Consider the following 18,870-nt stretch of genomic DNA (forward strand, 5'->3'; position numbering starts at 1 on the left):
GCGCTATCGGATTCGCATCCGCGCCACGAAGGGAACCCATGAAATACGTTCGTTTGGGCAACACCGGCCTCGAGGTGTCGGCCATCACGGTGGGCTGCATGAGCTTTGGCAACCCGATGCGCGGCACCCACTCCTGGACCCTGCCCGAGGAGACCAGCCGGCCGCTGATCCAGCAGGCGCTGGAAGCCGGCATCACCACGTTCGACACTGCCAACGTCTACTCCGATGGCAGCAGCGAGGAGATCCTGGGCCGGGCGCTGCGCGACTTCAGCACCCGCGACGAGTATGTGCTGGCGACCAAGGTGCACGGGCGCATGCGGCCGGGCCCGAACGGCGCCGGACTCTCGCGCCGCGCGATCCTGGCCGAGATCGACCACAGCCTCACCCGGCTGGGCACCGACCACGTGGACCTGTACCAGATCCACCGGTGGGACCCGTTGACGCCGATCGAGGAGACCATGGAGGCGCTGCACGACGTGGTCACGGCCGGCAAGGCCCGCTACATCGGCGCCTCGTCGATGTACGCCTGGCAGTTCGCCAAGGCCCAGTACACCGCCGACCTGGCCGGGTTCACCCGCTTCGTGTCGATGCAGGACCAGTACAACCTGCTCAACCGGGAGGAGGAGCGCGAGATGCTGCCCTTCTGCCTCGACCAGGGTGTGGGCGTGCTGCCCTGGAGCCCCCTGGCCCGCGGCAAGCTCACCCGCGATTGGGACGAGACCACCAGCCGCTCCGAAACCGACAACTTCGGCCAAACCCTCTACAAACAGCAGGAGGAGGGCGACCGCGAGATCGCCGCCGCGGTGGCCGAGGTCGCCGCCGAGCGCGGGATTCCGCGCGCGCAGGTGGCCCTGGCCTGGGTGCGTCAGCAGCCGGCGGTGACGTCGCCCATCGTGGGCGCCACCCAGGCGCATCACCTCACGGATGCCGTCGCCTCCGTCGAGCTCACCCTCACCGACGACGAGCTGGCCCGGCTCGCCGCCCCCTACCGCCCGCACGCGCCCGAGGGCTTCTAGGCTCCGAGCCTGCGGTGTCGCCGGGCACGCCGTGCCCCGGCCCGGCGTGCCCCCACCGCGGGTCGGGCGCGGGGCTGATGTCGGTGGTTGCGTTTAGCCTTTCGTCACCTACTCATCAACCCTCGTGCCGAGAAAACGGAGCAGATCATGAGGGTGCTTGTGGCGACATCGGTGACTCAGGGGGAACGGGCAACGGACTTTGCCAACTGCATCGAGGGCGAACTTGTGTGGCTGCATCCCCTGTGCTCGGCGAGCGAGCGGGACCCGGACGGAGCCTGCGGGTGCGGCCGTTCGTTCTCCGGACTGAGTTCGACCAGGCACACCACGACGGCGCTGGTGCGGGAGATCCACGGGCTTACTCGGGAGGAATACCTCGCCGCGTCGATGGCCGGTCTTGAACTGATGGGATGGTGTCCCGACTGCAGCGACCTGCCGGTGGCCGATTTTGTCGACTGGATGCTGGCCGTGGCCGAGGACCTGCCGGAGGGGACCGTCGTGGAGCGGCGGACTTTCGAGATCGCCGTGAGGGGGTCACTAGGCTCGGAGGCGTGACTCGTCTTCTGAAGGTCCTGTCTGCTCTCGTCGTCGCCGCCGCGGTGGCGGTCGGTGCACCCCTGGCGGCGAGCGCTGTCACGCCGAGCGCTGTCACGCCGAGCGCTGTAGCGCCGAGCGCTGTCACGGCGCCGGTTCTGGCGGGCGGTGTGCGCGCCGCCGTCAGCGCCGACACCTCGGACTTCAGCTTCGCCGGCTACGCGGGGGAGTACTTCCTGGGCCGCGACGCCGCAGGCCACTCCACCCTGCGCACGGTGGAATCCTTCATCGCCGTGTTCCCCGACTTCGACCAGAACCGCGGCATCATCCGCGCCATCCCCAACGACTACGACGGTGTGCCGCTGCACACCACCGTCGAATCCGTCACTGATGCCCAGGGCGCCCCGGTGCCCTTCGAGGCCAGCACCAACGGCGGCTTCACCGAACTCGCCCTCGGCACCGACGAGTTCGTGCGCGGCACCCAGACCTACGTGATCACCTACACCCAGCAGAACGTCGTGCGCGCGTTCGCCGATACCAACGACGACGAGCTGTACTGGGACACCAACGGCACCGGCTTCGACCAGCCGTTCGGCGTCGTGGCCGCCCGCGTGCACGTCGACCCGGCAATCGCCCCCTTCCTCACCGGCAACACCGCCTGCTACGTCGGGGCGCAGGGCGAGAGCGGCGAGTGCCAGATCGTGCAGGAGGCCGACCCCGACGCCGCGGACCCGGCCGGCCAGATGTTCACCGCCGAGGCCACCGATCTGGGCCCGGGGGAGAACCTCACCGTGGCCATCGGCTTCACGGCCGGCACCTTCGTGCAGGTGCCCGCCGAGGCGCGGCCCGACTCGGACTATCAGCCCGGCTTCGTGTGGCCGGGTGGCGGCATCGGGTTTCCGTTCGTGTTGCTCGGGGTGGGCCTGCTCGGCGCCGCCTACGCTCTCGCGCGGGTGTTCCTACGGCCGCGCGAGCCGAAGGGGCGCGGCACCGTCATCGCCCAGTACAGCGTGCCGGCCGGACTCAACCTCCTCGAGGCCGCGGACCTCATCGGCCGGCCGCGGTCGGCCATGGCCGCGCAGATCGTGAGTTTCGCGGTGCGCGGCAAGGTGCGCATCCTGGACTACCCGGTGAGCGCGGACGGCGGCGACTACACACTGCAGCTGCTCAGTGCCGACGGCGTCGACGACCAGGAGCTGGCCCTGCTCGCCACCTTCTTCCCCGGCCTGACCGCGGGCGCGGTGTGCGAACTCGGCGTCACCAACGACAACCTCGCCCGCGGGTTGGCCGCAGCGACAGCGGATGCCACCACCCGCAACATCGCCCGCGGCTGGCGCGCCCGGCCCGCCCTGACCCGCGCCCGAATGTGGCTGCTCACCGGGCTCGGCGCCCTCGTGGTGATCGTCGTAGCCCTGCTCGCGTTCGGCAACCTGCCTGTGGGGTGGAGGTTCCCGCTGGTGGCTGTCGCCGGCGCCAGCCTGCTCGTGGCGTTCGCGGCTGCCCGCCGGCCGGTGCTGCTCAGCGCCGCCGGGGTGGACCAGCGTGATTACCTCACTGGAATGAAGGTGTACCTGGAGCTGGCCGAGGCCGACAGGTTCCGCATGCTGCAGAGCCCGGAGGGTGCGCTGCGGGTCACCGTGCCGCGCGCCGTCCCGGGCACGGAACCCGTGCCACCCGCGGAGCCCGGCGCCTCCGCCGCACCGGCGGCGCTCGCGGCGACCGGCCCCGACACCGTTGAACTGGTCAAGCTCTACGAGAAGCTGCTGCCGTTCGCGGTGCTCTGGGGCGTCGAAAAGGAGTGGGCGGCGGAGCTGGCCGTCTACTACGACCGGGCCACGGCGGCACCGGACTGGTTCCTCTCCCAGAACGCATTCAGCGGCATCTACCTGGCCTCGGCCCTCAACGGCATCGTCGACTCGGTGCACACCACTGAGACGCCCACGCCGACGCCGTCGTCCTGGTCGAGCAGCGGCGGCGGCAGCTTCTCGGGGGGATCCTTCGGCGGCGGGTTCTCCGGCGGTGGTGGTGGCGGCGGTGGCGGCGGCGGCCGTTAGAGCGGCTTGACCATCTCGATCTCCATGGCGCTGGCGTCGAGAACGTACTGCACCCGGTGCCCGGTCTCGGCGAAACCGCGGCGCAGGTAGGCGGCGCGGGCGCGGGAGTTGTCCTCGTGCACGTGCAGGGTCAGCCGGTCGCCCTCGCCGCGTGCCCAGTCCTGGATGGCGAGGAGCAGGGCGTCGAAGACACCGGACTCGCGACCGCGGTGGTCGGGCGTCACGTAGACGCCCACGAGCAGCGCACCGGTGCCCGGATCCGGCACGTAGCCGCCCATGGTGCCCACCCAGCGTCCCGCGGGGTCGATCGCGACCAGGGCGATACCGTGCTCGGCGGTGCCGCGGGCGGCGCGCATCCGCCATTCGTTCTCGGTGTGGCCCTCGGCATCCTGCAGCGTCTCGCCGAACGCGATCGGGGTGTCCCGCAGCATCTCCAGGCGCAGCGCACGCACCTCACGCCAGTCATCCACGTGCGTCGTCCGGATGCGGAACCCCTCTGTAACCATTCGCCGAGCTTACCCAGTCGGCTGAGCGGGACCTCGCACCTGGGCCTTGCGCAACCTCAGGTGCTGTGGTTCATTAGTTAGGTAACTAACCGTGGAGGTTCGCACCGTGATGGATGAAGGTCGACCGATATTCCAGCAGATCGCTGAACGGGTCGAGAACGACATCCTGTCCGGCGCGCTCAGCGAGGAGGCTCAGGTGCCGTCGACGAACGAATTCGCGATGTACTACCGCATCAACCCGGCCACCGCCGGCAAGGGCGTCAACCTGCTCGTCGAGCAGGGCATCCTCTACAAACGGCGCGGAATCGGCATGTTCGTGGCCACCGGGGCCCGGGACCGCATCACGACGCGGCGGCGCGAGCTGTTCGTGCTGGAGTACATCGCCCCGATGCTCGCCGAAGCCGCCAGCCTGGGCATCACGCCCGACCACCTCACCCAGCTCATGAAAACCCAGCTCATAGACACCCAGCTCATCGACAACCAGCTCAGTGAAAAGGAGACACGATGAACAGCCAGACCCCGGTCATCCAGGTGGATGGCCTCAGCCGCACCTACCGGGACGTCTCGGCGCTCACGGACGTGACGTTCTCTCTGCAGCCGGGCATCATCTGCGGGCTGCTCGGGCGCAACGGCGCCGGCAAGACCACGCTGATGCGGATGCTCACCGGCCAGGAATTCCCGAGCGCGGGCAGCGCCCGCGTCTTCGGCGAGGACCCCGTGGAGAACAGCACCGTGCTGCAGCAGATGTGCTTCGTCTCGGAGGGCCAGCGCTACCCGGACGGTTACCAGGCCCGGCACGTGTTGGCCGGGGCGCCCTGGTTCTTCGCCAACTGGGACGCCGCCTTCGCCGACGATCTCGTGGGCAAGTTCCGGTTGCCGCTGAAGCGTGACGTGAGAAAGCTGTCCCGCGGCCAGCAGTCCGCCCTCGGGGTCATCCTGGGGCTGGCCAGCCGGGCGCCCGTGACGATCTTCGACGAGCCCTACCTCGGCCTGGATGCCGTGGCCCGGCACACCTTCTACGACACCCTGCTGGCGGACTACGCCGAGCAGCCCCGCACCGTGCTGTTGTCGACCCACCTGATCGACGAGGTGAGCAACCTGCTCGAGCACGTGTTGGTGCTCGACGAGGGGCGACTCCTGCTCGACCAGAGCGCCGAGAGCCTGCGCGGCAGCGCGTCGGCCGTGGCCGGTCGGGCCGGCGACGTCGACAGTTTCGCCGAGGGCCGCGAGGTGTTGCACCGGGACACCCTCGGCGGGCTGGCCACCGTGACCATCTCGGGCCGGCTGAGCGCCGCCGACCACCGTGCCGCCGTCGCCGCGGGCCTCGAGGTCGCCCCCGTGTCCTTCCAGCAACTGATCGTCGACCTGACCAACCCGTCCACGCCGCGCTCCGCCGTGGCATCCGTCGTCTTCGAGTGAGGAGCCCGTCATGACCGCCATCAGCACAGCACCGTCGGTGACCTACCCGGCCAGCCGACACCGGATCACCAAGGTGATGCGCTTGCACCTCGTCAACCGACTCACCTACATCGGCATCCCGTGGATCATCACCGGCGTCGCCCTGATCGTCTCGATCGTTGTGGCGCTGCTCATCGTCGCGGCGTCGGTGCCCGGCGCCGACCGCCAACAGGCCCTGGAGGGCATGGGGTACAGCTGGGCGGTGCTCTCGCCGCTCTGGTACCTGGCCGTGGTGGGCGTGCAGGCCGTGAGCGCGGTCTTCCCGTTCGCGATGAGTTTCAGCATCACCCGCCGGGAGTACGCCCTGGGCACGCTCCTCACCTATCTGGTGATCGCGGCCTTCAACGCCGCCGGTTGGGCGATCCTCACCGAGATCGAGCGGGCCATCAACGCATCCGGCGTCGTTTTCCACCACTTCACGGCGCTCTGGCTCGCCGACGTCGGCGTCGGCACCGTCTGGCTGTCACTGTTCAGCCTGCAGGTTCTGATCTTCGCCGTCACCTCGGCCTTCGCCGCGGTCCATGCCCGGTGGCGGGCGATGGGAATGCTGGTGCTGTGGGTGGCCGTGGCCCTCGTGGTGCTCGGGCTCATCGCGATCGCCGTGCTCACCGGGGCGGCTCCGCCGCTCATCGAGTGGCTGATCGGCCTGCCCACGGCGAGCTTCTTCGCCGCCCTGCTGATTCCCGCGGCGCTGGCCTTCGGCCTCGGCTGGGGAGCCCTGCGCGGGGCGTCGCTGCGCGGATAGCCGCTCTATGCCAGCCCGCGGGTGCTGACCGGGCGGGTGCTCGGGTAGCGGAACGAGAGCAGGTCGGGCAGATCGAGCACCGAGCTGACCCGGCGGGTCTCCGGCACCCCGTCACGCGGGGCGGCGGACACGAGCACGGCCTCCATGCCGTGCGCCCGCGGGCCGTCAAAGTCGGCGTCCCAGGTGTCGCCGACGAAGATCACCCGGGCCGGGTCGGCATCCGCCCGGGCGAGGGCCTCGTGGTAGATCGCCGAATGGGGCTTGCGAAAACCCACCTCCAGCGACGTCACGATGTTGGCGATGAGGTCGGTGGCGCCCATGGCCGCCAGCTGGCGCGGCACGACGGATGCGCTGTGCGTGTTGGACACGATCGTGAGCGTGAACGTCTGGCCCAGTTCTTTGAGGGTCTCGGCCATGCCGGGAATGAGCACCACACCGCGCTCCCAGTCCGCCATGTTGCTGGTGGCGCCGTCGGCGATCTCGGCGGCGTCGGGCTCGCGGCCGAGCAGCTGCACGATGGCGCGCCTGGACAACTCCTCCATGGTGAACTCGCGGTGGTCGACGTCGGACTCCACGTTGAGCTGGTGGAACGCATCCAACCAGGCGGCGGCGGTCTCCTGCTCGGTGCCGGTTGCACCCAACGCCCGCATGCTGGCGTGCGTGTCGGCGTAGCCCTGCCCGGCGCGGGAGTCCGCGTAGTTGACGAGGGTGCCGAAGAAGTCCAGAAACAGATGCCGCATGAGCACAGCTTGCCAGTATGAGGCGGGTCGTCGGGCCAGCGACCCGAGGCAGCATCCGCGGGTTTGCCGGCGTGGCCCGGTGTGCGGGTCAGGCGCCGCTGTGCGGGTGGCGCGCCATGGGCATAGCGGCGCTTACCCCGCAGATCGCCCGTTCCGGCCGCTGTGCGGGGGAGGCGCCGTTGCGCGGGGGAGGCGCCGCTGTGCGGGGCAAGCCACCAGAACCGCGGATGAGGGCCGCAAACCGGCGGAGCCTCGGGGAATACCTCGCGGGCCCGGAACGCTGCAGCAACCATGAAGAAGATCGGGTTCCTGTCCTTTGGCCACTACCAGGCCGTGCCGGGCTCGCTCGTGCGCACCGCGCAGGATGCCCTGCTGCAGACGGTGGAACTCGCCGTGGCGGCCGAGGAGCTCGGCGTGGACGGCGCATCCGTTCGGGTGCATCACTTCGCCCCGCAACTTGCCTCTCCGTTCCCGCTGCTCGCCGCGATGGCGGCCCGCACCAGCCGCATCGAGCTGGGCACCGGCGTGATCGACATGCGCTACGAGAACCCCCTCTATATGGCCGAAGAGGCCGCGATCACCGACCTGATCAGCAACGGACGGCTGCAGCTCGGCCTCAGCCGCGGCTCACCCGAGACCGCGCTGCGCGGCGCCGAGGCGTTCGGTCACCTGCCGGCGCCCGGCACCAGCGACGCCGATGACGCCAGGGAGCGCACCGCACGGTTCCGCCAGGCCATCGCCGGGGCCGGGGTCGCCAACGCGAACCCGCAGCTCACCGGGCACAGCGGCCTGCTCGCCATCCAACCGCAGTCACCCGGCCTGGCCGAGCGCATCTGGTGGGGTTCAGGCACCCGCGCCACCGCCAAGTGGACCGGGGAGCAGGGCATGAACCTGATGAGTTCCACCCTGCTCACCGAAGACACCGGCGCCGACTTCGGCGACCTGCAGGCCGAGCAGATCGCCATCTTCAGGCAGGCCTGGGCGGATGCCGGTCACCCCGGCACCCCGCGGGTGTCGGTGAGCCGCAGCATCATGCCGTTGGTCACCGAGCTGGACCGGCGCTACTTCGGTCTGCGCGCGCAGGCCGACAACCGCGACCAGGTGGGCCGCCTCGACGGCGGCCTGGCCCGGTTCGGCAAGAGCTACATCGGCGAACCCGACGTGCTCGTCGAGCAGCTGGCGCAGGATGCCGCGGTGCAGGCCGCCGACACGGTGCTGCTCACAGTGCCCAACCAGCTCGGCGTGGACTTCAACGCCCAGCTGCTCGACTCGGTGCTGCGCTTCGTCGCTCCCGACCTGGGCTGGCGCTGACCGGGCCGAGGCTGTGTGCCGCCGATGCGCTGCCTTCGAGGCTGCCATGAGAGCGCGATCAGCCGAGGTGAAAATCACCCGTGAACGGGGGAGACGCAGAGCGCGTAGCCGCCTCGGCGGCCGCCGTCGCGCTGCTAGGTTCGTGGGTACGAGCAGTTTGGGGACTGAGCCGTGAACGCATTTGGCGTACCGTCGCAGCACTTCCCGCGGAGACCAGCGGGCGGTGCGCTCAGCCTGTCTACCGGTGGCGATGAGACGGCACGGATGCTCGCGGTGCCGGCCGGCACGGGTCGCGCGAACCGCGGTGGTCCGCGATGACCGTTCCCGATGACCTGTTCGCCCCGCTCCCGGCCGGCGCCACCGTGCAGTCCGAACCGACGTCATCCGACGCCCTGCTCGCCGCGACCGATTCGGTGGCCGATGGCATCGCCGACCTCAACTCGGCAGACGGCGGCCGGGCCATGACCCTGCCTGGCGGCTTCGTTGAACTCGCCGACCTGCCCGCACCGGCCAGCGAGGCCATCCTGCAGCAGCAGGCGCACGGCCCCGGGCGCTCGCCGGCACGATCCGCCACGATCAACGCCCTGCTCGACGAGTGCGCCCAGGCCAACCGCGACGGACAGCACCAGTCCGGCGCCGCGCAGGCCGAACGGGTTCTCGCCGACCCGTTCATCACGCCGGCGCAGGAGGCGCGGGCCCGGCAGCTGCTCTCCGGCCACCGGCTGCGGTTGGGCGAGTTCGAGGCCTCGGTGCGGCACGGTCTGCTCGCCATGGAGTACCTCACCGCCAGTGGCGACCTGCTCGCTCAATCCACTGTGCACTGCACGCTCGCGCTGGCGTTCCACGAGACCGCGCTGGAGGAGCCCGCGCTCAGCCATGTGCTCGGCGCCCTCGAGGCGGCGCGGGCCTGCGGCAGTCGCACCGCCGAGTTCTGGGCGTTGTCCCGCTCGTCGATGGTGCACCAGGCGCTCGGCGACGCGGAGCGCAGCATCGAGCTGGGCCGGCAGGCCCTGGCCCTGGCGGACGCCCTCGACGACCCCGAGGCCGCGTTCGCCGCGCGCAACAACCTGGGCGACAGCTACCTGGAGATCGCCCGCGTGCAGCGCGCGAAGGGCGAAGACTCGTCAGCGACGTTGCGTGACGGCCTCGTGATCACCCGCGCGGCCGTGGCGCACTCGGTGGAACAACGGCACGCGTTCTACGAGACGATTGCCCGCACCAACCTCGTCGGGTTCCTCATCGAGCTCGGCGAACACGCCGAGGCCAGGCGTCAGGCCGGTCGGTCCAAGACCATCGCCATCACCAACGGGTACCGCAACCTGGCCGTGAACAACGACGCGCAGCTGGCCGAAGTGGCGCAGGCCGAGGGTCGCATCGACGTGGCGTGCGCCATGATGGATGCCCAGCTCGCCGACCCGTCGGTGGCCGAGGACGCGGCGCTGAAGGTGAAGCTGCACAGGTCGCTCTACGAGATGCACCAGACCGCCGGCCGGTTCGAGCAGGCCCTGCGGCACCACGAGCAGCTGCACGTGCTGATGCTCGGGCTCACCAGGCAGACCGCCGGGTTGCAGTCCCGCATGCTGATCAACTCCCTTGAGATCGAGCAGGCCAGGCACGAGGCGCAGCGCTCGCATCTGGAAGCCGAGATGCAGCGCATCCGTGCCGAGGAACTCGACCAGCAGGCCCACACCGACCCGCTCACCCGGCTGCCCAACCGTCGCGCACTCGACCGGCAGCTGCCCGAGATGATGAAGAACGCCAGGGACCGTTCGGAGCCGCTCTGCGCGGTGATGGTCGACATGGACCACTTCAAGCGGGTCAACGACGAGCACGGCCACGCCACCGGCGACAGGGTCCTCACGACCATGGCCGCGATCCTCGGCGCGGCCACCCGCGACACCGACCTCGCGGTGCGGGTCGGCGGCGAGGAATTCCTGCTGGTGCTCGGCAATACAACCGTCGAGCAGGCCGTGCAGATCTGCGAGCGGCTGCTCGGTGAGGTGCGCACCCACCCGTGGGGCGTCGTCACCGCCGGGCTCCGCTGCACCGCGAGCGTGGGGGTCGCACTGCTCAAACAGGGCGAAAGCGTCTCCCGCTGGCTCGGTCGCGCCGACGCCGCCCTCTACGACGCCAAGGCGGCCGGCCGCAACCGGGTGTGCCTCGCGGCATCGCGCACCTGACCTACCAACCCTGCCCGGCTCAGGGCACCAGCACGATCTTGCCCACGTGAGCGGATGCCTCCAGCCGGCGATGCGCATCCGCCGCGTCGGCGAACGCGAACCGGCTGTCGACCACGGGGCGCAGCGCGCCGGACTGCAACCACGGCCACACTCGCGTGAGCAGGTCGGCCATGATGGCCGCCTTCTCCACGGCGGGCCGGGCACGCAGGGTGGTGCCCCAGTAACGGCCGCGTTTCTGCATGAGGTGGAACGGGTTGAAGACGGCGTCCTCGCCGCTCTGGTTCGCGATCACCATGATGGTGCCGCCCAGGGCGAGCGCCGCCACGTTGCGGGCGGCGTAGGAGCCGCCCATGATGTCGAGGATCACGTCGGCGCCGAGACCGCCGGTGGCGGCGAGCACCTCGGTGACGAAGTCCTGCTCGCGGTAGTTGATGAGCACCTCGGCGCCGAGCTGACCGCACACGGCCAGCTTCGCGGCGGAGCCCGCCGTGACCAGCACCCGGGCGCCGGCCAGCCGGGCCAGCTGGATGGCTGTGGTGCCGATGCCGCTGGCGCCGCCGTGCACCAGCAGGGTCTGCCCGGCCCTGAGACCCGCGCTCATGAACACGTTCGACCACACCGTGGCCAGAGCCTCCGGCAGCGCGGCGGCGTCGACGAGGTCGAGGCCGTCGGGCACGGGCAGGGCGAGGTCCTGGTGCACCACGGCCTCGGTGGCGTAGCCGCCGCCGGCCAGCAGGGCGCAGACCCTGTCGCCGACGGCGAAACGGGTCACGGCGAGGCCGATCTCGGTGACGGTGCCAGACACTTCCAGGCCCGGCCACTGGGGCGCCCCGGCCGGGGACGGGTAGAGGCCCAGCCGCTGTTGCACGTCGGCCCGGTTCACGCCGGCCGCGGCCACCGCTATGCGGATATCACCGGCGCCGACGACCAGGTCGGGAACGGTGTCGAGGGTGAGGGCATCCGGGCCCCCTGGGGTGTGGACCACGAGTGCACGCATGAGTCCAGTGTAGGAGCGTGCCCGGCGACCCTCTGTCTAGGCGTCGATCCAGTGGAGGGTCTGGCCGTGCGGGCCGCACGTGGCGACCGGCCGGCCGTCGAGCGACACCATGAAGTCGCCCGGCTCGGCCGCCTGCGGCAGCAGCGCGTCCACCTGGGGCAGCACGCCCACAGCGTCCAGCGAGATCCACCGGCCGAGTCCGGTCACCGCCGTCGTGAAGGCAGCCCGCTGCTCCGGAGCCAGATAGACCAGTACGGCGGGGCTGACGATGACCAGCGGCACCCCGGTGGGCGCGAGCGCCACCAGCGCCTCCAGACCCTGGGCGGCGTCCCCGGCCGCAAGCAGTGGCGGGTCGCGGCGCACAATCGACATCGCGGCATCCAGTCGGCGGCGGCGCTCGACCTGCTCGGGCCAGATCAGGGTCTGGAGCCAGCGCACGTCGTCGGGGACGCGCACGTCGAGCGGATTCAGATCCAGGCCGGCCCGCCAGACGACCTCGGGCGGATGCTCCGGCACCGGCACCGGCCCGGTGCTCTCGGTGCGCAGCAGCACGGGGCTTGGTCCGTCCACGGGATCCACCCGCCGGCCCGCATAGTCGTAGCTGTACCTGTCGGGGTAGAGGCAGAGCCCGGCGCTGGCGCCCACCTCGATCAGAGCCACGCTCGGGCCGATCGAGGCGAGCACCGGCATGATCGCGGTGAGCCGGCGCGGCTCGTTGGTCTGGGTGGCGCGCACCCGCGCCTCGGCGGCGATCGCCGGCCAGTGCTCGACGAGCCAGAGACGAAAGACCGGATAGCCAGCCAACGGCGCCCCGAGCAAGCGCGCGCAGGCGAAGACGAGGTTCGGCTGGCGCTTGGGCCGGGGCAACCCGATGATCAGGGCGAGCACCTCGGCGTCGGTCTCGACCCCGGCGGCCCACTCGGCGTACAGCTCGGACTGCCCGGGTGTCTCGTTCAATCTGAAGCGCCGGTACCAGTCGGCGGTCTTCGCCAGATCCAGGGTGCGCTGCCCGATGGGCGTTCCGGTGAGATCAGGCACCGATGCGGATGCGCTCCAGCAGCAGGGCGAACAGCAGGCTGGAGCGCTGCTCGTCGTTGATCAGGTCGATGAGCTCGATCACGGCCGCACGGTCGGGTTCGGGGGAGTTGGCGACGTCCAGGTCATTGATGCTCTCGATGGCCGCGATGAGGCGCTCGGCGCTGGTGCGCGCTCCGGCTGAAGCTGTGGCCGAAGCGGTGGCGGGAGCGGTTTCGGTCTGCGGAGTCTGGTCTGAAGTGGGCATCAATCCACGCTACCGCCAGCAGGCAATCGGCAGTCGTGGCACCCCGGAGGCAAAAAGACGCGCTGGCCAGGCGTTAAGAGGGCAAAACAGGCCCGGATCGGGACACCTTGCAATACCCGTTCACATGGGTTTGGCAGGAAAAACTGAGGTTCTGCCCAGTTTGCATAGGCAGGCTAGGCCGCTTGCCCGCGCCGATCAGCGCGCGTGGGCCCACCGAGCAGTGAGCGTGCCGCCTCAGAGCGCACCCCCACTCACGATCTGGAAGTCTATGCGCCCCGATAATTCTCTGAACACCACGCCCGAAAACACCAGCAGCACCAGCACCAGCACCACCAGCACCAGCACCAGCAGTACCCGAGCCGAGCGGAAGACCCGCCGCACCCGCTCCAAGCGCCTCACCCTCCTGGCCGGCGGACTCGTCCTGGCCGGAGTGGTGGCCGGCACCGGCTTCACCGTGCAGTCCGCGGTCGCCGATCAGCAGCAGCAGGCCCAGCAGGAGCGTGACGAGCGCGCCGCCGCGAAGGCCGCCGCCATCAGCAAGACCCACCTCGCCGCATCCGTTGCCCTCGTCGGCGCAGACAGCGCCCTCGCCGCCGCCGCCGACAAGGTGGATGCGTCGGCCCTGTCGAGCACCACCAGCTCGCTGGCCGGCTACATCTCGATGCCGCTCAAGGAGGTCTCCGCGCTCACCTCACAGGTGAAGGAGCAGACCGCGACTGTGCAGGCCGCCGCCGCCGAGGCGGACCGGGTGGCCGTGGAGGCCGCCGCCGCGCAGGCCGCCGCCGAAGCGCAGGCCGCCGCAGAGGCCCAGGCCGCTGCCGAGGCCGTGGCCGCTGGCAACACCCCCGCCGGGGCGAAGGCCACCGCCGCGAGCCTGGCCGCAGAGCGGTACGGCTGGGGCGAATCCCAGTTCTCCTGCCTGGTTCAGCTCTGGCAGAAGGAATCCGAGTGGAAGTACACGGCCTACAACGACAACGGCGGGGCCACCGGCATCCCGCAGGCGCTGCCCGGCAGCAAGATGGCCTCGGCCGGCTCCGACTGGGCCACGAACGCCAGCACCCAGATCGCCTGGGGCCTGGACTACATCAAGGGCTCCTACGGCAGCCCGTGCGCGGCCTGGTCGCACTCGCAGGCGATGAACTGGTACTAACCCGCCAGACGACCACGCCCGGCGGGCCACGCCCCGCCGGGCCCGCGCCGGTCAGGTCCAATAGTTGTTCTGATACAGGAACACGACCACGGCCAGCTCCAGCGTGAGCAGGCCGTAACCCACCCACAGGGCCGCGAAGGCGAACACTCGTCCGCTGGCCTCACCACGGGCGATGCGGGACAGCGTCACATGCGCCAGCACCACCCCGATCACCGGCAGGATCAGCGCCAGCACGAAGCTGAGCACGGCCAGCGCGCCGGTGGCATCCGGGTTCGGGTCCACGGCGGACGCCGCAGCGTTCTGGCGGATGCCGAACCTGAGCAGGAAGATCAGTGCGATGGCACCGGCCACGATGAGCACGATGGTAATCGGGTAAGCGCCCACGCGATGTCTCCTTTCAGCGGGTTTCGGCGGGTCTACCGGGCCGTGAGCTGGCCGAGCACGGTGCCGTCTGCGGATTGCAACGTCATCACGCCGGCCTGCACCCGTCCCTGGGCAGCCTGGCTCAACCACTGGTCCACGCCCTCGCAGGCCATCAGGGTCATGGCGCCGCCGGTGAAGACGATCGCCTCGTCGTCGGCCTGCTCCCAGGTGCCGGTGATCACATTGCAGCCGTCGTTGCCCGAGTAGCTGCCGTCGGCCTGGATCGACAGGAACGGCGCCGTCGGGGTGTTCGATTCGACCCAGTAGCCGATCGGTAGGCCCTGCGGCCCCACGGTGCGGTCCGTCGAGCGCACCAGGGTGGTCACCGTCGAGTCGTATGAACTGTGGATGACCAGGGTGTCGCCGTCAACCTCCACCCGGGTGCTGCGGCTGACCGCCAACGGCAGCTGGGCGCCCTCGCAGGCCATCATCGTCTGCGGCCCTGAGGTCGTGGTCAGGGCGCCGTCGCTGCCGACCTCCCAGGTGCCCTGCACCCGGTTGCAGCCGTCGGAAGCGCTCCAGGTGTTGTCCTGCACGAACGAGACGTACGGCTGCTCCGGGCTGTCAAAGCTCTGGTCGAGCACCCAGGTGCCCACGAGCGCACCCGGCTGCACCGAGCCGGACGGCGACTCGGAATCGGGCGTGACGATCGTGCATCCGGCCAGCAGCAGCAGGGCAGCCGAGGCGACCAGGAACCGAGTGGGGGAATGGGTTGCCATGCGGGTCACCTCTCGACCGGTGGGGCGCCGTGCAGAGTGCGGAGCATGACGCAGATGCGGCGTTCGCCGCACAGGGCAATGTAATGCCTCCAGGCGGCGCGGGCAACGGCGCGGGCCCGCCGACGCCGCGGGGATGCTGTCGTGCCCCCGGTAAGGCCGGTGTAGGTTCACGACGAGCCCGCTCGCGACGAAGCGTTCGCGACGAGCCCAAGGAGGAACGGATGGCGGATTTTCAGGCCGGCGCCTGGCTGCTCGTGGCGCTGCACGCCCTGTTCGTGCTCATCGCCACGGTGTACGTCTCCGCCAACCGGCGGCCCTCCGCGGCCATCGCCTGGGTGCTGGCGATCATCTTCATTCCCTACCTCGGCGTGCTGATCTTCCTGCTGGTGGGGGTGGGCCGGCTACCGCGCCGCCGCCGCGAGAAACAGCACGAGGTGAACCAACTGATCCTGGCCCGCACCGAGGGTCTCGACCAGGTGAGCCACCGCGACGAGTGGCCGGCCTGGCTCGGCTCGGCGGTGCGGCTGAACCGTACCCTCGGCGCGCTGCCGATGGTCGGCGGCAACCGGGTGGAACTGCTGCCCGACTACGAGGACTCGATCGACCGGATGGCGCAGGCCGTCGACGAGGCCACCGACTTCGTGCACGTGCAGTTCTACATCCTGGTGCAGGACACCGTCACCCAGCCGTTCTTCGACGCCCTGGCCAGGGCCGTGCAGCGCGGCGTGCGGGTGAAGGTGCTCTCCGACTACCTGGCCTGCCTGATGCTGCCCCGCCGCAAAGAGACCATCGCGGCGTTCGCGGCGATGGGCGCCGAGTGGCACGCCCTGTTGCCGCTGCGCTTTTGGAAGGGCCAGTGGCGCCGGCCGGACATGCGCAATCACCGCAAACTGCTGGTCGTCGACGGGCGGCTGGGCTTCAGCGGCTCGCAGAACATGATCGACCCCACCTACCTCAAGCCGGGCAACCTCAAGCGCGGGCTGCGCTGGCACGAGCTGATGATGCGCATCGAGGGGCCCGCCGTGCGCGAGCTGAACGCCGTGTTCCTCGCCGACTGGTTCAGCGAAACCGACCAGATCCTGCCGTTCGACACCTCGCCCATCGTGCTCGATCCCGCGCCGGACCTGCTCGACGCGCAGGTGCTGCCGAGCGGCCCGAGCTTCGACAACGACAACAATCTCAAGCTCTACGCCATGCTCATCCACAAGGCCGAGCACCGGGTCAGCATCACCAGCCCCTACTTCGTGCCCGAGGAGTCGACGATGCTCGCCATCGTCACGGCGGCCTCGCGCGGGGTGGAGGTGGAGCTGTTCGCCTCCCACATCGGCGACCAGGCGCTGGTCTACCACGCGCAGAGGTCGTACTACGAGGAGCTGTTGCGGGCCGGGGTGTCGATCTACCTCTATGCGGAGCCCACGGTTCTGCACGCGAAGCACTTCACCATCGACGACGACGTGTCGGTGGTGGGCTCGAGCAATATGGACATCCGTTCGTTCAGCCTGAACATGGAGGTCTCGGTGCTCGTGCACGGCGCCGATTTCGTGCAGCGGATGCGCGTGGTGCAAGACGGCTACCGTGCCAACAGCAGCAAGGTCGACCTGGCCGACTGGCTCGACCGGCCGACCAGCGCCAAGGTGTTCGACAACCTGGCCAGGCTGACCTCGTCGCTGCAATAGCCGCTGCAAGAGCCGATGCTATAGGGGAGGTGCGAGATGGGCGAGTGGGGGCAGCTGCTGCCGCTGGCGCTGACCATCGCGCTGAGCCCGCTGCCGCTGGCGGGATTGCTGCTGATGCTGCTCGCTCCCGACGGCTTCAAGGCGGCCGCGGGATTCAGCATCGGGTGGTTCCTCGGGGTGCTGATGTCGGCCACCCTGCTCGCGCTGCTGTCGTCGCTGCTGCCGCACGACAGGTCGGCCGGTACCCGGGCCCTGCAGGTGGCTGTGCCGCTGGTGCTCGGGGTCGCCCTCATCGTGCTGGGACTGGTGCAATGGCATGACCGGCCCGCACGAGGCGCGGAGGTGCCGCTGCCGCGCTGGCTGAATGCCCTGGACCGGTTGTCTCCGGCGCGCGCGACCATCATCGGGGTCGGCTACGCCGCGTTCAGGCCCAAGAATCTCGTGATGGCCGCCGCCGCCGGAGTGGTGATCCTGGGCGCCCACTCCGACCCCACCGGCATCCTGCTCTCGGTGGCCCTGTTCACCGCACTGGCCTCCATCACCATGCTCGGACCGGTGCTCGCCTACGCGTTCGGCGGCCCTCGGGTACGCGCCTGGCTGGTGCGCCTGCGGATGTGGCTGGTGCAGCACATGCCGCTGATCACGGTGGTCACGGTGCTGCTGCTCGGCGTCTTCCTGGTGCTGGCCGGCCTCAGCGCCCTGGCCGGCCAGCTGCTCGGCTGGCGCGCATAACTCCTGCTGGATTCCCAGTGGCGGCCAGGCAGCCGCGGAACGACGCGGCGCTCGCCGGTGAGCGAGGAGAATTGCAGGAGTTATGCCACCACCCCGACGATGGAGACCCTGATGGCCACACCGCACAGAGACCGTGACAGCGACCTGGACAGCCGCCTCGCCACCCGCCGCACGGCGGCCGGCGAGTTCATCGAACGCCTGGAGCGCCCGGCGCTGGCCGTGGAGCTCGGCCTCGAACCGCATCCGGAGGGCGGCTGGTACCGGCGCACCTGGACGTCGCCTGTGCCGGTGACGCTCACAGATGCCGACGGCGCCGAACGCGTGCGGCCGGCGGCCACGCTCATTCACTTTCTCCTACCGGCCGGGGAATTCTCGGCCTGGCACCGGGTGTCCTCCAGCGAGATCTGGATCTGGAACGGCCAGGGCACCGTGCAACTGGAACTCGGCGGCGACGGCGACGAGCCCGACACCGAGACGAGTCCGGTGCTCGGCGGACGGCTGCTCCGCGGCGAACGTACCCAGGTGATCATCGGGGCGGATGTCTGGCAGCGCACAGTGCCCAGCGAGGAAGACGCCCTGGTGAGCTGCCTGGTGTCACCCGGCTTCGACTTCGCCGATTTCTCGATGGAGTAGGTCCCGCCGCGCCGGCCCGGGTCGCGGTGCCGACGCATCCTGCTGTCGTGCCGTGGTGCGTGCCTGCCGCAGCGTGCGCCGGTGCAGGATCCGCAGCACCACGGCGTCGACGAGGGCGCCGAGCAGCAGGGCGGCGGCCACGGCCAGGAGCGCGCCGAGCAGCGGGTTGTTCCGCAGCCAGGCGCCGGCGAGCACGCCGACGAGCACCGAGTAGCCGGCCCAGGCGAACCCGCCGAGAGCCGCCAGCGGAATGAACCTGCGCAGGGGAAACCCGGTGGCGCCCGCCGTCATGTTGACGGCGACCCGGCCGACCGGGATGTAGCGCGCCGTGAGCAGCAGCGACGCGGGCCGGCTGCGGAGCGCCGCTCTGGCCCGGTCGGCCATGCGGGCGGGGCCTGGCCGGCGCTGCCAGCGGAACCTGGCCACGCCGATCTTCCGACCGATGAGGTAGGCGACGCTATCGCCGAGCACGGCGCCGGCGGCCACCACGCCGATCAGGAAGATCAGATTCGGCGCTCCCGCCGACACCGCGAGGGCGCCGAGCGCCACGACCACGGTCTCGCTCGGCAGCGGCGGGAAGAACCCGTCGATGACCACGAACAGGAACACTATCGGGTAGACCCAGGCCGACCCGGCGAGGGCGAGCACAAGGTCGTTGAGGGCGTCGAAACCAGGCATGTCCCCACGGTAGGGAGACGCCGGTGCGGGCCGCGTCGG

20 protein-coding genes are annotated in these 18,870 nt (G+C 70.2%); 12 read left to right on the plus strand and 8 right to left on the minus strand.

Going from position 1 to position 18,870, the window contains the following annotated elements:
- Positions 1 to 38 precede the first annotated feature (38 nt).
- The 3 genes from ACEN2M_RS10705 to ACEN2M_RS10715 all read left to right on the plus strand — a co-directional run bounded on the left by ACEN2M_RS10705 (position 39) and on the right by ACEN2M_RS10715 (position 3,601).
- Positions 39 to 1,016 (plus strand): aldo/keto reductase, encoded by a 978-nt coding sequence (locus ACEN2M_RS10705; protein ID WP_441648107.1) that lies wholly within the window; start codon positions 39 to 41, stop codon positions 1,014 to 1,016.
- Positions 1,017 to 1,163: 147 nt separating this feature from the next.
- Positions 1,164 to 1,568, plus strand: a complete 405-nt coding sequence (locus tag ACEN2M_RS10710; RefSeq protein ID WP_441648108.1) for a DUF7715 family protein — start codon at positions 1,164 to 1,166, stop codon at positions 1,566 to 1,568.
- A complete protein-coding gene (locus ACEN2M_RS10715) occupies positions 1,565 to 3,601 on the plus strand; it encodes a DUF2207 domain-containing protein (protein WP_441648109.1) in 2,037 nt (678 codons plus the stop codon). Before ACEN2M_RS10710 ends, ACEN2M_RS10715 begins: the two co-directional genes overlap by 4 nt.
- Here the strand turns inward: ACEN2M_RS10715 and ACEN2M_RS10720 are convergent.
- Positions 3,598 to 4,107 (minus strand): GNAT family N-acetyltransferase, encoded by a 510-nt coding sequence (locus ACEN2M_RS10720; RefSeq protein WP_441648110.1) that lies wholly within the window; start codon positions 4,105 to 4,107, stop codon positions 3,598 to 3,600. The genes ACEN2M_RS10715 and ACEN2M_RS10720 overlap by 4 nt on opposite strands.
- Before the next feature lie 109 nt (positions 4,108 to 4,216).
- On the opposite strand from ACEN2M_RS10720, the gene ACEN2M_RS10725 reads away from it, so the two are divergent.
- The 3 genes from ACEN2M_RS10725 to ACEN2M_RS10735 are packed head-to-tail and all read left to right on the plus strand — an operon-like array spanning position 4,217 to position 6,310.
- On the plus strand, positions 4,217 to 4,615 hold the full coding sequence (locus ACEN2M_RS10725) for a GntR family transcriptional regulator (RefSeq protein WP_441648195.1): 399 nt from the start codon (positions 4,217 to 4,219) through the stop codon (positions 4,613 to 4,615).
- Positions 4,612 to 5,526, plus strand: a complete 915-nt coding sequence (locus ACEN2M_RS10730) for an ABC transporter ATP-binding protein (protein WP_441648111.1) — start codon at positions 4,612 to 4,614, stop codon at positions 5,524 to 5,526. Before ACEN2M_RS10725 ends, ACEN2M_RS10730 begins: the two co-directional genes overlap by 4 nt.
- A 10-nt stretch (positions 5,527 to 5,536) precedes the next feature.
- A complete protein-coding gene (locus tag ACEN2M_RS10735; RefSeq protein ID WP_441648112.1) occupies positions 5,537 to 6,310 on the plus strand; it encodes a hypothetical protein in 774 nt (257 codons plus the stop codon).
- A 5-nt stretch (positions 6,311 to 6,315) separates the two neighbouring features.
- Here ACEN2M_RS10735 and ACEN2M_RS10740 read toward each other — a convergent pair whose 3' ends face one another.
- A complete protein-coding gene (locus ACEN2M_RS10740) occupies positions 6,316 to 7,050 on the minus strand; it encodes an HAD family hydrolase (RefSeq protein WP_441648113.1) in 735 nt (244 codons plus the stop codon).
- Positions 7,051 to 7,341: 291 nt separating this feature from the next.
- On the opposite strand from ACEN2M_RS10740, the gene ACEN2M_RS10745 reads away from it, so the two are divergent.
- The gene (locus tag ACEN2M_RS10745) at positions 7,342 to 8,361 is read left to right on the plus strand and encodes an LLM class flavin-dependent oxidoreductase (RefSeq protein WP_441648114.1); all 1,020 of its coding nucleotides are present in this window, start codon (positions 7,342 to 7,344) and stop codon (positions 8,359 to 8,361) included.
- 314 nt (positions 8,362 to 8,675) lie between these two features.
- Positions 8,676 to 10,541 (plus strand): GGDEF domain-containing protein, encoded by a 1,866-nt coding sequence (locus ACEN2M_RS10750; RefSeq protein WP_441648115.1) that lies wholly within the window; start codon positions 8,676 to 8,678, stop codon positions 10,539 to 10,541.
- A 19-nt stretch (positions 10,542 to 10,560) separates the two neighbouring features.
- On the opposite strand, the gene ACEN2M_RS10755 is transcribed toward ACEN2M_RS10750, so the two are convergent.
- Genes ACEN2M_RS10755 through ACEN2M_RS10765 form a run of 3 tightly spaced genes read right to left on the minus strand, consistent with a single transcriptional unit; the run spans position 10,561 to position 12,820 of the window.
- Positions 10,561 to 11,538, minus strand: coding sequence for an NAD(P)H-quinone oxidoreductase (locus ACEN2M_RS10755; RefSeq protein WP_441648116.1), 978 nt, complete (start codon positions 11,536 to 11,538; stop codon positions 10,561 to 10,563).
- A gap of 36 nt (positions 11,539 to 11,574) precedes the next feature.
- Positions 11,575 to 12,576: a DUF2332 domain-containing protein gene (locus ACEN2M_RS10760; RefSeq protein ID WP_441648117.1), complete on the minus strand. Its 1,002-nt coding sequence runs from the start codon at positions 12,574 to 12,576 to the stop codon at positions 11,575 to 11,577.
- A complete protein-coding gene (locus ACEN2M_RS10765; protein WP_441648118.1) occupies positions 12,569 to 12,820 on the minus strand; it encodes a hypothetical protein in 252 nt (83 codons plus the stop codon). The genes ACEN2M_RS10760 and ACEN2M_RS10765 overlap by 8 nt, the downstream gene beginning before the upstream one ends.
- A gap of 268 nt (positions 12,821 to 13,088) precedes the next feature.
- Here ACEN2M_RS10765 and ACEN2M_RS10770 point away from each other — a divergent pair, with 268 nt between their 5' ends.
- The gene (locus ACEN2M_RS10770) at positions 13,089 to 13,970 is read left to right on the plus strand and encodes a phospholipase (protein ID WP_441648119.1); all 882 of its coding nucleotides are present in this window, start codon (positions 13,089 to 13,091) and stop codon (positions 13,968 to 13,970) included.
- Between the two features lie 51 nt (positions 13,971 to 14,021).
- On the opposite strand, the gene ACEN2M_RS10775 is transcribed toward ACEN2M_RS10770, so the two are convergent.
- On the minus strand, positions 14,022 to 14,354 hold the full coding sequence (locus ACEN2M_RS10775) for a DUF4190 domain-containing protein (protein ID WP_441648120.1): 333 nt from the start codon (positions 14,352 to 14,354) through the stop codon (positions 14,022 to 14,024).
- Between the two features lie 32 nt (positions 14,355 to 14,386).
- A complete protein-coding gene (locus tag ACEN2M_RS10780; RefSeq protein WP_441648121.1) occupies positions 14,387 to 15,112 on the minus strand; it encodes an META domain-containing protein in 726 nt (241 codons plus the stop codon).
- 221 nt (positions 15,113 to 15,333) lie between these two features.
- Here ACEN2M_RS10780 and cls point away from each other — a divergent pair, with 221 nt between their 5' ends.
- From cls to ACEN2M_RS10795, 3 genes are all read left to right on the plus strand, one after another.
- Positions 15,334 to 16,788, plus strand: a complete 1,455-nt coding sequence (gene cls / locus ACEN2M_RS10785; protein ID WP_441648122.1) for a cardiolipin synthase — start codon at positions 15,334 to 15,336, stop codon at positions 16,786 to 16,788.
- Positions 16,789 to 16,824: 36 nt separating this feature from the next.
- Entirely contained in the window at positions 16,825 to 17,520 is a 696-nt protein-coding gene (locus tag ACEN2M_RS10790) for a GAP family protein (protein ID WP_441648123.1), read from the plus strand.
- 111 nt (positions 17,521 to 17,631) lie between these two features.
- Positions 17,632 to 18,153: a cupin domain-containing protein gene (locus tag ACEN2M_RS10795; RefSeq protein ID WP_441648124.1), complete on the plus strand. Its 522-nt coding sequence runs from the start codon at positions 17,632 to 17,634 to the stop codon at positions 18,151 to 18,153.
- On the opposite strand, the gene ACEN2M_RS10800 is transcribed toward ACEN2M_RS10795, so the two are convergent.
- Complete coding sequence (locus tag ACEN2M_RS10800; protein ID WP_441648125.1) at positions 18,115 to 18,831, minus strand: DedA family protein; 717 nt, start codon at positions 18,829 to 18,831, stop codon at positions 18,115 to 18,117. The two genes, ACEN2M_RS10795 and ACEN2M_RS10800, sit on opposite strands and share 39 nt — an antisense overlap.
- Positions 18,832 to 18,870: the final 39 nt, after the last annotated feature.

The organism is Cryobacterium sp. W22_MBD10_FK3, from assembly GCF_052113745.1.
Classification (GTDB): domain Bacteria; phylum Actinomycetota; class Actinomycetes; order Actinomycetales; family Microbacteriaceae; genus Cryobacterium.

Coding starts and splice junctions, on each gene's coding strand:
- ACEN2M_RS10750 (WP_441648115.1), top strand. CDS start 8,676: ATGACCGTTCCCGATGACCTGTTCGCCCCGCTCCCGGCCGGCGCCACC.
- ACEN2M_RS10740 (WP_441648113.1), bottom strand. CDS start 7,050: ATGCGGCATCTGTTTCTGGACTTCTTCGGCACCCTCGTCAACTACGCG.
- ACEN2M_RS10795 (WP_441648124.1), top strand. CDS start 17,632: ATGGCCACACCGCACAGAGACCGTGACAGCGACCTGGACAGCCGCCTC.
- ACEN2M_RS10730 (WP_441648111.1), top strand. CDS start 4,612: ATGAACAGCCAGACCCCGGTCATCCAGGTGGATGGCCTCAGCCGCACC.
- ACEN2M_RS10800 (WP_441648125.1), bottom strand. CDS start 18,831: ATGCCTGGTTTCGACGCCCTCAACGACCTTGTGCTCGCCCTCGCCGGG.
- ACEN2M_RS10780 (WP_441648121.1), bottom strand. CDS start 15,112: ATGGCAACCCATTCCCCCACTCGGTTCCTGGTCGCCTCGGCTGCCCTG.
- ACEN2M_RS10710 (WP_441648108.1), top strand. CDS start 1,164: ATGAGGGTGCTTGTGGCGACATCGGTGACTCAGGGGGAACGGGCAACG.
- ACEN2M_RS10790 (WP_441648123.1), top strand. CDS start 16,825: ATGGGCGAGTGGGGGCAGCTGCTGCCGCTGGCGCTGACCATCGCGCTG.
- ACEN2M_RS10735 (WP_441648112.1), top strand. CDS start 5,537: ATGACCGCCATCAGCACAGCACCGTCGGTGACCTACCCGGCCAGCCGA.
- cls (WP_441648122.1), top strand. CDS start 15,334: ATGGCGGATTTTCAGGCCGGCGCCTGGCTGCTCGTGGCGCTGCACGCC.
- ACEN2M_RS10725 (WP_441648195.1), top strand. CDS start 4,217: ATGGATGAAGGTCGACCGATATTCCAGCAGATCGCTGAACGGGTCGAG.
- ACEN2M_RS10745 (WP_441648114.1), top strand. CDS start 7,342: ATGAAGAAGATCGGGTTCCTGTCCTTTGGCCACTACCAGGCCGTGCCG.
- ACEN2M_RS10705 (WP_441648107.1), top strand. CDS start 39: ATGAAATACGTTCGTTTGGGCAACACCGGCCTCGAGGTGTCGGCCATC.
- ACEN2M_RS10765 (WP_441648118.1), bottom strand. CDS start 12,820: ATGCCCACTTCAGACCAGACTCCGCAGACCGAAACCGCTCCCGCCACC.
- ACEN2M_RS10770 (WP_441648119.1), top strand. CDS start 13,089: ATGCGCCCCGATAATTCTCTGAACACCACGCCCGAAAACACCAGCAGC.
- ACEN2M_RS10720 (WP_441648110.1), bottom strand. CDS start 4,107: ATGGTTACAGAGGGGTTCCGCATCCGGACGACGCACGTGGATGACTGG.
- ACEN2M_RS10755 (WP_441648116.1), bottom strand. CDS start 11,538: ATGCGTGCACTCGTGGTCCACACCCCAGGGGGCCCGGATGCCCTCACC.